Genomic DNA, 11,880 nt, shown 5'->3' with positions numbered 1-11,880 from the left:
GAATCAAGAAACCATGTCCGACAATCCCGAACGCGACGTCCAGCGCGAGGTCACGGAACTTCAGAAGGAGTCCACGACCGCCGCTCGCCTGTTCGACATCCGCCTCATCATCGGCGGCCTGTTCGTCCTCTACGGCATCATCCTCACGATCGCCGGCATCACGGCCTCCGACGCCGACATCGACAAGGCGGTCGGCGTCAACATCAACCTGTGGACCGGCCTCGGCATGCTGATCCTCGGCCTGTTCTTCGTGGGCTGGCTCTGGCTCCGCCCCCTGGCGGCCCCGGTCCCGGACATCCCGGCCGACGACACCACCGGTCCGAAGGAGTAGCTCCACCGCTCAACCCCGCTGCCCGGGGCCGGAGTTCCCACGGGAACCCGGCCCCGAGGCATGTACCGGCGAGGCGCCCGGCCCGGCAGGAACCCCAACTCTGCCCGGACCAGGCGCTTTACGCGGTGACACCCGTGTGATCAGCTTCGCTGTGTCATGTACAGGCGGCCTCTGGGGAGGGGCCGTGGGGGCAGGGGAGAGTCCACGATGCACACCACCACGGAGGAATCGGTCCGGGGATGCCCGGACTGCGGGAGCGAGATCCGCGTCCACAGCAGGTTCAGCGCGTGGTGCGCCGCCTGCGACTGGAACGTCGACCCCACGCCGCCCGAGGAGAAGCCGGGCCGGCTCGCGCGGGCCCGGCGCCACCGGACCCGACGCCACAGCGAGCGACTGCTGGCCGAACTGACCGCGGGCGGGGCCCTGCGCGCCCGGCGCGACACCGCCTCGGTGCTCACCTACGCGCTCGCCCTCGCCATCCACGCCCTGACCGTGGCCGTCGTCGTGGCCGGCCTCGGTTTCCTGATCCGGGGGTGGGGCGGCTTCGGCATGGTGCCGGGTCTGCTGCTGCTCGGCCTCGCATGGTCGATCAGACCCCGGCTGCCGCGCCTGGCCGAGGACGCGCTCGTGCTGCACCGCGCCGACGCACCGGAGCTGTTCGCCCTCGTCGACGAGGTGGCCACCGTCGTCGGCACCCGCGGAGTCGACACGATCGCCGTCGACGACAGGGTGAACGCGAGCGTCGGGACCTACGGGATCCGGAACCGCCGCCTGCTCGTCCTGGGGCTGCCCCTGTGGGAGATCCTCACGCCCCAGCAGCGGATCGCCCTGCTCGGTCACGAACTGGGCCACTACAGCAACGGCGACACACGCCACGGGCGGGTCGTCGGGGCCGCCTACCGGTCGCTGAACACCTGGCTGTACTTCTTCCACCCCTACCGGGAGCCCACCCTGCTCGAGGTGGTCGTCAACGCGTTCTTCACCGTGCCGCGTTGGCTCCTGACCGGGCTGCTGCTCCTCCTCGATCTGCTGACCCTGCGCGCCACCCAGCGCTGCGAGTACCTCGCCGACCGGCTGGCCGCCCGCGCCGGGTCGACCGAGGCAGCGGTGGGGGTCCTCGACCGGCTGCTCGTCTCCGAGTCGGCCGAGGTCACGCTGATGCGCGAGGCCAACGGTTCCGCGCTGCGCGGACGGGGCGGATCCCGGCACGACGACGAGCGGATCGACGGGCTGTGGGAGCGTCTCGCCACCGACCTGAGGTCCGTCCCGGAACACGAACGCGAGCGCCAGCGCCGGGCCGGCATCCGGCGGGGGCACAGCGTCGACTCCACCCACCCGCCGACCCATCTGCGCCAGACCGCGCTGCTCCTCGCACCGCCCGTACCGCCCGCGGTCGTCTCCGACGCCGGCCGTGAGGGACGCATCGCGGCGGAGCTCGCGGGCGTCCGCAGGACGGTGGCCCGGCGGATCCTGCTGGACGGCTACGGCGGCTGACCGTCGAAGGGCGGGGCGTCGCGCATGAATCGTGCCCAGCGGGAAGGCTGACCCCATGAACGACACACTCACCGTCAGCGTCCTCGGTACCGGGATCATGGGGGCCGCGATGGCCCGGAACATCGCCCGGGCCGGGCACACCGTCCGGGTCTGGAACCGTACCGCCGCCAAGGCCGAACCGCTGGCCGCCGACGGCGCGTACGTCGCGGCGTCGCCCGAGGAGGCCGTGCGGGGCGCCGATGTCGTCCTGACCATGCTGTACGACGGGCCCGCCACCCTCGACACGATGCGGCAGGCGGCGCCCGGGCTGCGCGACGGGGCCGTCTGGGCGCAGTCCACGACCGCCGGGATCGACGCCGTCGCGGAACTCGCCGGCTTCGCCCGCGCGCACGGGCTCGCCTTCTTCGACGCGCCGGTCCTCGGGACACGCGCCCCCGCGGAGGCCGGACAGCTGACCGTGCTGGCCGCGGGCCCGATGGCCGCGCGGGACGCGGTGACGCCGGTCTTCGACGCGGTCGGCTCGCGGACCGTGTGGACCGGCGAGGACGGAGCGGCGGGCAGCGCCACCCGGCTCAAGCTCGTCGCCAACAGCTGGGTCCTGGCGGCCACCGCCGCGACCGGCGAGGCCCTCGCGCTGGCGAAGGGGCTCGGGGTCGACCCGCAGGACTTCTTCGGCCTCATCGCCGGCGGACCGCTCGACATGGGCTATCTGCACGCCAAGGCCGGCCTCGTCCTGGAGGAGCGGCTCTCCCCCGCCGCGTTCGCCGTCACGACCGCCGAGAAGGACGCCCGGCTGATCGTCACGGCCGGGAGGCAGAACGGCGTCCGGCTCGATGTCGCCGAGGCCGCCGCCGAACGCTTCGCCCGCGCCGCGGCCCAGGGCCACGGGGACGAGGACATGGCCGCCGCGTACTTCGCCAGCTTCGACGAGGACAAGCCCCCGGCCCCGTAAGGCCGGTGGCACCGGGAAGGCCCCCGGCCGAACGATCTCAGCGGCCGGGGCACCGAGGCGCCCGGGCGACGTCAGAGGGGCTCGGTCTCCGAAGGGTGCGGTGCCGCCGGCGCCGGGATCGGGCCCGCGCGGTCGAGCAGTCCCGTGCGGGCCGCGAGCGCCGCGGCCTCCAGACGGGAGCCGACGCCCAGTTTCATCAGCACCCGCTGGACGTGGGTGCGGGCCGTGGAGGGCGCGATGCCCATGCCGGCCGCGATGAGCCGGGTGTCCTCCCCGTCCGCGACCCGCACGAGGACCTCCACCTCCCGGGGCGTGAGCATCTGGAGCAGCCGCTGGCCCTCGTCGTCGGGCTGGGCCGCCGGGTTGAGCAGTTCGCTGAAGGCCCCCTGGAGCAGCTGCGGCGCGACGGCCGCCTCGCCCGCCCGCGCCTTCATGATGGCGCGCTCGACCCCTTCGATGCGCTCGTCGTGGCGTACGTAACCGGAGGCGCCGGCGGCGAACGCGGCGGCGATACCGCGCGGGTTCGGGACCGGACCGAGCACCAGGACCGCCACCTGGGGACGCTCACGTTTGATCCGCACGACCGGGTCGAAGATGCCGGGCTCGGCCGGCGTCGCGGTGCCGATCAGGCAGACCTCGGGCGCCCGGGTGATCACCAGCTCCGCCGCCCCCGCGGCGGGCGCCGCCGCGGCGAGCACCCGGTGCCCGCGCAGCTTCAGTGCCGAGGCCAGCGCCTCGGCCAGCAGTCGGTGGTCATCGACCACCATGAGCCGCACTCCCATCAGGCAACCCCCCAGTCCCCCCAAGCATCCCCACTGGTTCCCCGTGGATGAGAAGCCCCCCGGCTCTCCATCCCCCGGAAGCTACACGCTTGTTCGACGTTGCGCTTCCCCTACCGGAGAGAAGTGCCCCGGAATATCGAATTCTCTCGCCGTGGGGATTGATGCCGGATACGCGTGCGGCCCCGCCCCTGAACAGGGACGGGGCCGCCAACGCGACAGGAACCGAACGAAACGGTCCGCTTCGTGGGCTACTTGGTTCCGAAGGCGATCGCCAGGTAGTCCTTGGTGCCCGTCGTCGACGGCTTGTCGGCGAAGACCTGGGACATGTACAGGTGCCCGTCGTGGAAGAGGATCTCGGCGTACTCCGGGAGCATGCTGGACTCCGCGTCGCGCACCGACTGGTCCGCCGGGTTCTCCAGGAGCTTGGTCGCCTTGAACGAGGTGCCGTCGATCGTGACGATCTGCCCGCCCTTGTCGTACGGCGGCCGCTTGTACGCGAGGAGGTTGGTGCCGTCCATGCGCAGCGGGGTGATGGTGTAGCCGTCCCCGGCGTCCGCGCGCTGGCCGGTCTGCTTGCCGGTGGCCAGGTCGAAGGCGACGATCTCGTTGGTCCGGCTGTACTCGCCGGAGCCGTCGTGCTCCTCGGTCGGGATGTACAGCCTGTCGTTGCCGACGGCGAGCGAGGAGCAGTACTCGATCCTGGTGATGCCGTCGCAGCGGGCCGCGTACGTCTTGCCCGGCGCGGAGATCTTGGTGCGCAGCGTGCCGGTCTTGTTGTCGATGGAGAAGAAGTCCGAGATGCCGCTGCCGTCCCCGGCGGAGTCGCCGACGTCGGCCGCGACGACCAGCGGGTCGGTGGAGACGACGCTCGCGTACTCGATGCCCGGCGACATCTTGTACTCGGAGATCACCTTCCCGGTCTTCGGGTCGATGGTCTGGATGTGCAACTGGCGCGTGCTGCCGTACTCGCCGCACTTGCGGACCGCGACGAGCTTCGAGCCGCCGCCGTAACCGGAGTCGTAGCAGCTGTCGGTGGTCTTCGGGGCCCAGAGCGGCTTGGCGGTGGAGATGTCGAACGCGCCGCCGCCGCTGGTGCTGCCCGCGGCGACCGTGTTGCCGCTGACCGTCACGTTGTCGAGGTTGATCGGCTGGTCACCGGACTTGATCGTCCGGGTCCAGAGCTTCTTGCCGGTGTCGAGGTCGATGGCGGCGAGCTGGCTGCAGCCGTGCGACGGTTCCGCCTTGGTGGGCATGGCGGGCTCGTAGATGATCGCCGTGCGGTCGGATTCGGTGGTGTGCCGGCTCGCCTGGCAGACCGGGCCCGGGAGCTTGATCGTCCAGGTCTTGGCGCCGGAGTCCGGGTCGTAGCCGTTGATCTCGGCGACACCGCTCTTGGCGTACACCTTGTCGGTGAGCCAGGAGCCGACCGTGGTCACGCTCGTGTCGTCCTTGGGGATGGCGGGCGCGGGGATCTGGAACAGCGGGGTGGAGGCGGTGCTCGCCGGCACCTTCTCCTGTCCGTTGGACGAGGTGCCGCCGGTGCCCTTGCCGTCGCCGCCCTTGCCGCCGGTGCCGCCGCCCGAGTCGGCGGAGGTCTTCTTGTCGTCGCTCTTGCCGGAGGAGTTCGCGTACCAGACGCCGCCGCCGATGATCAGCGCGACGACCACCACGGCCGCCACGATGATGGCGATCTGGGCGTTGAACTTCCCGCCGCCGGAGCCCCCTTGGGGAGCCTGCGGCTGCATCGGCATGGTCTGCTGCTGCGGGTAGCCGTAGGGACCGGGCGCGCCGTACGGGGCCTGCGGCTGGCCGGGTGCGCCGTACGGGCTCTGCGGCTGGCCGGGATAGCCGTAGCCCGGCTGGGCCGGGGGCGGGGTCTGCGGGTAGCCGTAGGGCTGCTGCGGCGGGGCCGCGGGCGGTGCCGTCTGCGGGGGCGGGGGGGTTTGCGGGTAGCCGTAGCCGGGGCCCTGCGCGGGCGGCGGGGGCGGCGTGGGGGCGCCGAAGCCACCGGGGGGCGGGCTCTGCGGCGCGCCGAAGCCACCGGGCGGGGGGCTCTGCGGGGCGCCGAACCCGCCGGGCGGGGGGTCCTGGGGCGCGCCGAAGCCGCCCTTCTGCGGTTCCTTCGGCTCGGGCTGGTCCGACGGGGGCTGGTCCGACGGCGGCTGGTTCGGGGGCGGCGGGGGCGGCTGGCTCATGGCGTGGGTACCTCGGGGGACGAAGGGGCGGCGGGCCGGTGCGCGCGGGGATCGCGCGGTAAGGGGAGGCGGGCTGCGGTCACTTGCCGTAAGCCAGCATCAGCTTCTCCTTCGCCTCGTCGTTGCCCGTCAGCCGGGTGGTGGAGATGTAGAACCGCCCGTCCACGTAGTCGACGGCCTTCGAGAAGAAGCTGCTCTCGATGTTCGCCGTGCCCTGCGGGTTCTGGAGGAGCGTGCTGGGCTTGTGGCTGCCGGTCGTCGGGACGGACACGACGCGTCCGCCGCCGTCGTAGGACGCCTCGACGTAGGCGACGAGGGTGCCGCCCTCCGTCCGCATCGGCATCATCGTGGCGTCCGCGGGGGACTTGACCCGCCACTTCTCCTTGCCGGTCGCCAGGTCGAACGCGACGACCTCGTTGGCCCCGGTCTTCTCGTCGGTCGGGAGGTACAGCGTGGTCGCGTCGGCGACGGCGCCGAAGCAGCCCGTCAGGTCGCGGCTGAGGATCGCGAAGCCGCACTCGGGCGCGAACCCGTCGTCGCTCTTGAGCTGCGCGCGGATGCTGCCGTTGCTGTCGTTCAGGACACTGACGTTGACGGTCTTCTTCGCGTCGTTGGTCAGGTAGAGGACGACCGGGTCGACGGAGTAGGCGCGCTGGACCTTCCAGCCCTTGGCGATCTTCGTCGTCCACTTCACGTGGCCGGTGGCGGGGTCCAGTTCCTGGACCTCGTCGTGCTCGGTGTCGCTGCCGGCGCCGCAGGACGCGACGGAGAGCAGCTTGCTGCCGCCGGCGAACCCGGCCGGGTAGCAACTGGCACCGTACTTCTCCTTGTCCCACAGCTTCTTGCCGCTGGAGACGTCGTACGCCGTGCCGGACATCGAGCGGCCGACGGTCAGGGTGTCGCCGGTGATGGACAGCTCGACGGAGAGCGCGCTGTCGAACAGGCCGCCGTCGGCGACCTTCCCGCTCCAGCCCTTGGCACCGGTGTTCAGGTCGATCTGCTGGAGCTGGTTGCACTTGGCGCTGCTGGTGGAGCCGCTCATGTACGCGATGACGACCTTGTCGTCGGACGTCTTCTGCGGGGTGGCGGCGCAGATCTTCTGCGGGAACGTCAGCGCGTCCCAGGCCGGCTTGCCGTTGCCGACGTCGAACGCGAAGACCTGCTTGTACGCGGCCTTGACCGCCGCCTTGCCGGTGATCCACAGGCCGGGCGCGTCGGCACCCGAACCGGGTGCGTCCGGGGCGGACTTGTACCAGAGCACCTTCGCCTCGCCCGGCTTGCGGCCGGCGTTCAGGTTCTCGTCGTCCGTGCCGCCGTTGCCGCTGCCGTCTCCGGGGTTGACCGGGTCGTCCGACGCGGACGCCTTCGGGCTCCCGCTCGGGCTCTCCTTGGCGACGGGCTTCTTCCCGTCGTCACCGCCGCTCGTGACGGCCCATACGGTGCCGCCGACGACGAGCAGTCCGGCCACGGCCGCCGCGATGACGAGCCCGGGCCTGCCCTTGAACGGGTTCTTCGAACCGCCGGGCGGCGGGGTGCCGGGACCGCCCGGGTACGTGGGCTGCTGCGGGTAGCCGTAGCCCGGCTGCTGCTGCGGGTAGCCGTACGGGCCGGGCTGGCCGTAGGGCCCGGGCTGGGCGTACGGGCCCGGCTGCTGCGGCTGCCCGTACGGACCGGGCTGCTGCGGCTGTCCGTACGGTCCCGGCTGCTGCGGGTAGCCGTAGCCGGGCTGCGGGGGCGGCGGTGCGCCCTGCGGCGGCGGAGGCGTGGTGGGCGGCGCGGCCGGCGGCGGACCCGCGGGCGGGGTCTGCGGCGGCTGCTGGGGCGGAGGCTGCGGTGTGCCGAAGCCGCCCTGTGAGCGCGGGTCCTGCGGTGTGCCGGAACCGCCCTGCGGCGGCTGGTCCTGCGGTGCTCCGAACCCGCCCTGCGGCGGCTGACTCGGCGGCTGACTCATCAGCGCTTCCCCCTCTTCACTGATGTGGCGCCCCATCGGCGGCACTGGATCTCCGCCACACCCGGTGGTTCTCAGACTGTTCTCAGACGGCTCTTTCTATCACTGCGGGGGGCGCGGGCAGGGGGCCGGTGCGCGCCCTGTTCCCAAGGGAGAACCGGGCTGTGATGCCGTCGTTACGCGTCTTCACGGGGCCTTCACGCCGGAAGCGCGGGGGATCTTCTCCGCCGGTGAGGCGGTTCCTCCCCGGCGACGGGGAGGGGCGCGCCCCTCAACACGGGGGCGCCCACCGGGAGGCGTACGCCGTCCCGGTGAGCCGTGCGCGCCCGAGGATCACGCCGGGCGGGCGCCCCCGGGAGTCACGCGTCCTCGGCCAGTTCCAGCCAGCGCATCTCCAGCTCCTCGCGCTCGCCGGTCAACTCGCGCAGCTCGGCGTCGAGTTGGGCGACCTTCCCGAAGTCCGTGGCGTTGTCGGCGATCTGCGCGTGCAGCTTGGTCTCCTTCTCGGACATCTTGTCCAGCTGCCGCTCGATCTTCTGGAGTTCCTTCTTCGCGGCCCGCGCGTCGGCCGCGGAGGCCGACTTGACGGGGGCGGGGGCGGCGGCGAGGACGGCGGCCGCGGCCACCTCCTCCATCTTCCGGCGCCGCTCCAGGTACTCGTCGATCCCGCGCGGCAGCATGCGCAGCGTGCCGTCCCCGAGGAGCGCGAACACGTTGTCGGTGGTGCGCTCGACGAAGAAGCGGTCGTGGGAGATCACGATCATGGAGCCGGGCCAGCCGTCGAGGAGGTCCTCCAGCTGCGTGAGGGTCTCGATGTCGAGGTCGTTCGTGGGCTCGTCGAGGAAGAGGACGTTCGGCTCGTCCATCAGCAGACGCAGCAGCTGGAGCCGACGGCGCTCACCACCGCTGAGGTCGCCGACCGGCGTCCACTGCTTCTCCTTGTTGAAGCCGAACGTCTCGCACAGCTGCCCGGCGGTCAGTTCACGCCCGGTGCCGAGGTCGACGCGGTCGCGGACCGACTGGACGGCCTGGAGGACCCGCCAGGTGGGGTCGAGTTCGGCGACCTCCTGGGAGAGGTAGGCGAGCTTCACCGTCTTGCCGGTGACGATCCGGCCGGCGGCGGGCTGCTGTTCGCCGCCGCTGCGGGCGGCGTCGGCCAGGGCGCGCAGCAGGGACGTCTTGCCCGCGCCGTTCACGCCGACGAGGCCGACCCGGTCGCCCGGGCCGAGCTGCCAGGTCAGGTGCTTGAGCAGCACCTTGGGCCCGGCCTGCACGGTGACGTCCTCCAGCTCGAAGACGGTCTTGCCGAGCCGCGTACCGGCGAAGCGCATCAGCTCGCTCTTGTCGCGGGGCGGCGGCACGTCGGCGATCAGCTCGTTGGCGGCCTCGACGCGGAAGCGGGGCTTGGACGTGCGGGCGGGGGCGCCGCGCCGCAGCCACGCCAGTTCCTTGCGGACCAGGTTCTGCCGCTTGACCTCCTCGGTCGCGGCGATGCGCTCCCGCTCGGCCCGGGCGAACACGTAGTCCGAGTAGCCGCCCTCGTACTCGTAGACCGCGCCCTTCTGCACGTCCCACATGCGGGTGCAGACCTGGTCGAGGAACCACCGGTCGTGGGTCACGCAGACGAGCGCGGAACGGCGCTCGCGCAGGTGCTGGGCGAGCCAGGCGATGCCCTCGACGTCCAGGTGGTTGGTGGGCTCGTCGAGGATGATCAGGTCCTGCTCCTCGATGAGGAGCTTGGCGAGTGCGATGCGGCGCCGCTCGCCACCCGAGAGCGGGCCGATCACGGTGTCGAGGCCCTGCGGGAAGCCGGGCAGGTCGAGGCCGCCGAAGAGACCCGTCAGCACGTCCCTGATCTTGGCGTTGCCCGCCCACTCGTGGTCCGCCATGTCGCGGATGACCTCGTGGCGGACGGTGGCGGTGGGGTCGAGCGAGTCGTGCTGGGTGAGGACGCCGGTGTGCAGGCCCCCGGAGTGGGTGACCCGACCGGTATCCGCCTCCTCCAGCTTGGCGATCATGCGGATCAGGGTGGTCTTGCCGTCGCCGTTCCGGCCGACCACGCCGATGCGGTCCCCCTCGCTGACGCCGAGGGAGACCCCGTCGAGCAGCGCACGGGTGCCGTACACCTTGCTGACGGACTCGACATTGACCAGGTTGACGGCCATTTCTCTCCTGAACAAGGGGGACGATCGACCCTCAAGGGTAGTCCGCGAGCCGGGCGTCCCCTCCCGCGCGCTCCCCCTCGCCCTTCCCTGCCCGTTCCCGGCCCGTCGGGGGCCGGTCCGCAGGTCAGCCGAGGACGTGCGCGCCGGGTGCCGGGGACCGGGTGACGCGGACCGACCGGCAGGTGCCCGACGCGCTCAGCGCCTCGGCGACCGTGCGCGCGGCCACCGCGTCCGGGGCGAGGAACGCCGTGGTCGGCCCCGAGCCGGAGACGAGCGCGGCGAGCGCGCCGGCCGAGCGGCCCGCGACGAGGGTGTCGGCGAGGGCGGGGAAGAGCGAGAGGGCCGCGGGCTGGAGATCGTTGGAGACGGTACTCGCGAGGGCCGCTGCGTCCCCCTTCGCCAGGGCGTCCAGCAGGTCCTGCGAGGCGACCGGCTCCGGGACGGGCGCCCCCTCGTGCATCCGGTCGAACTCCCGGAAGACCGCCGGGGTCGACAGCCCGTGCTCGGCCATCGCGAACACCCAGTGGAAGCTCCCGCCGACCTCCAGGGCGCGCAGCTGCTCGCCCCGGCCGGTGCCGAGCGCCGCCCCGCCCACCAGGCTGAACGGCACGTCACTGCCCAACTCGGCGCAGATGTCGAGGAGTTCGTCACGCGAGGCGTTCGTGCCCCACAGTGCGTCGCAGGCGAGGAGCGCGGCGGCCCCGTCCGCGCTGCCGCCCGCCATGCCGCCGGCGACGGGGATGTCCTTGGCGATGTGGAGGTGGACGGCGGGATCGACGCCGTACCGGCGGGCGAGTTCGAGGGCGGCACGGGCCGCGAGGTTCGTACGGTCCAGGGGCACCTGGCCGGCGTCCGGGCCCGCGCAGGTGACGCGCAGCTCGTCGGCCGGGGTGACCGTGACCTCGTCGTAGAGGCCGACCGCGAGAAACACGTTGGCCAGGTCGTGGAAACCGTCGGGGCGGACACCGCCGACCGCGAGCTGGACGTTGACCTTGGCAGGGACGCGTACCGTCACCGTCTCCGTCACGGCTGGGTCGACTCCTCGTGCTCGGTGTGCTCGGTGTGCTCGGCGTGCGCAGGGTGCTCGGTGTGCTCGGTCTCGGGGCGGTACCGGCGGGCGTTCCTGGTGTCGGCGCCCTTCGCGTCGCCGCGGTTCTCCGCGATCCGGGCGAACTCCTCGACCGTCAGGGACTCCCCGCGGGCCTGCGGGGAGACACCGGCGGCGACCAGCGCGGCCTCGGCCGCCGGGGCCGAACCGGCCCATCCGGCGAGGGCGGCGCGCAGCGTCTTGCGGCGCTGCGCGAAGGCCGCGTCCACCGCCGCGAACACGTCGTTCTTCCGGGCGGCCGTGGAGACCGGCTCGGCACGCCGGGTGAGCGACACGAGCCCGCTGTCGACGTTGGGCGCCGGCCAGAAGACGTTGCGGCCGATGGAACCGGCGCGCTTGACCTCCGCGTACCAGTTCGCCTTCACGGACGGCACGCCGTACACCTTCGAACCGGGCGCCGCGGCGAGCCGGTCGGCGACCTCCGCCTGGACCATCACGAGGGTGCGCTCGATGGTCGGGAAGGTGTCGAGCATGTGCAGCAGGACGGGCACGGCGACGTTGTACGGGAGATTCGCGACCAGGGCGGTCGGCGGCGGGCCCGGCAGTTCCCGGACCTGCATGGCGTCCGAGTGGACCAGCGTGAAACGGTCGGCCCGCTCGGGCATGCGCGCCGCCACCGTCGCGGGCAGGGCGCTCGCGAGGACGTCGTCGATCTCGACGGCGACGACCCGGTCGGCCGTCTCCAGCAGGCCCAGCGTCAGCGAGCCGAGGCCGGGTCCCACCTCCACGACCACGTCGTCGGGCCGCACCTCCGCGGTCCGCACGATGCGGCGCACCGTGTTCGCGTCGATCACAAAGTTCTGGCCGCGCTGCTTGGTGGGCCGTACGCCGAGTGCTGCCGCGAGTTCGCGGACGTCGGCGGGGCCCAGGAGGGCGTCGGGGGTGGGGCTGGTCACGCCCCAAGG

At 72.5% G+C, this 11,880-nt stretch carries 9 protein-coding genes; 3 read left to right on the top strand and 6 right to left on the bottom strand.

All coding sequences use genetic code 11. The annotated features are described in order from the left end of the window. The first annotated feature begins 13 nt into the window (after window positions 1–13). The 3 genes from OG406_RS23535 to OG406_RS23525 all read left to right on the top strand — a co-directional run bounded on the left by OG406_RS23535 (window position 14) and on the right by OG406_RS23525 (window position 2,777). A complete protein-coding gene (locus OG406_RS23535; RefSeq protein WP_081217741.1) occupies window positions 14–331 on the top strand; it encodes a hypothetical protein in 318 nt (105 codons plus the stop codon). 207 nt (window positions 332–538) lie between these two features. After that, on the top strand, window positions 539–1,825 hold the full coding sequence (locus OG406_RS23530) for a M48 family metallopeptidase (protein WP_329187606.1): 1,287 nt from the start codon (window positions 539–541) through the stop codon (window positions 1,823–1,825). Window positions 1,826–1,880: 55 nt separating this feature from the next. Then, window positions 1,881–2,777: an NAD(P)-dependent oxidoreductase gene (locus OG406_RS23525; protein WP_327409617.1), complete on the top strand. Its 897-nt coding sequence runs from the start codon at window positions 1,881–1,883 to the stop codon at window positions 2,775–2,777. Between the two features lie 71 nt (window positions 2,778–2,848). Here OG406_RS23525 and OG406_RS23520 read toward each other — a convergent pair whose 3' ends face one another. From OG406_RS23520 to rsmA, 6 genes are all read right to left on the bottom strand, one after another. After that, the gene (locus OG406_RS23520) at window positions 2,849–3,559 is read right to left on the bottom strand and encodes a helix-turn-helix transcriptional regulator (protein WP_164374005.1); all 711 of its coding nucleotides are present in this window, start codon (window positions 3,557–3,559) and stop codon (window positions 2,849–2,851) included. A 248-nt stretch (window positions 3,560–3,807) separates the two neighbouring features. Next, a complete protein-coding gene (locus OG406_RS23515) occupies window positions 3,808–5,754 on the bottom strand; it encodes an outer membrane protein assembly factor BamB family protein (RefSeq protein WP_329187605.1) in 1,947 nt (648 codons plus the stop codon). 79 nt (window positions 5,755–5,833) lie between these two features. Next, entirely contained in the window at window positions 5,834–7,705 is a 1,872-nt protein-coding gene (locus tag OG406_RS23510; RefSeq protein WP_329187604.1) for an outer membrane protein assembly factor BamB family protein, read from the bottom strand. Window positions 7,706–8,061: 356 nt separating this feature from the next. Continuing rightward, the gene (locus tag OG406_RS23505) at window positions 8,062–9,867 is read right to left on the bottom strand and encodes an ABC-F family ATP-binding cassette domain-containing protein (RefSeq protein ID WP_164374008.1); all 1,806 of its coding nucleotides are present in this window, start codon (window positions 9,865–9,867) and stop codon (window positions 8,062–8,064) included. Window positions 9,868–9,991: 124 nt separating this feature from the next. Next, window positions 9,992–10,894, bottom strand: a complete 903-nt coding sequence (locus OG406_RS23500) for a 4-(cytidine 5'-diphospho)-2-C-methyl-D-erythritol kinase (RefSeq protein WP_164374009.1) — start codon at window positions 10,892–10,894, stop codon at window positions 9,992–9,994. Further along, complete coding sequence (gene rsmA / locus OG406_RS23495) at window positions 10,891–11,871, bottom strand: 16S rRNA (adenine(1518)-N(6)/adenine(1519)-N(6))-dimethyltransferase RsmA (RefSeq protein WP_267051050.1); 981 nt, start codon at window positions 11,869–11,871, stop codon at window positions 10,891–10,893. Before rsmA ends, OG406_RS23500 begins: the two co-directional genes overlap by 4 nt. Window positions 11,872–11,880: the final 9 nt, after the last annotated feature.

Origin of the sequence: Streptomyces sp. NBC_01428, from assembly GCF_036231965.1 — a bacterium.
Lineage (GTDB): Bacteria > Actinomycetota > Actinomycetes > Streptomycetales > Streptomycetaceae > Streptomyces.
The sequence above is the reverse complement of the archived record's forward strand: the minus strand, read 5'-3'. Positions and strand labels throughout refer to the sequence as shown.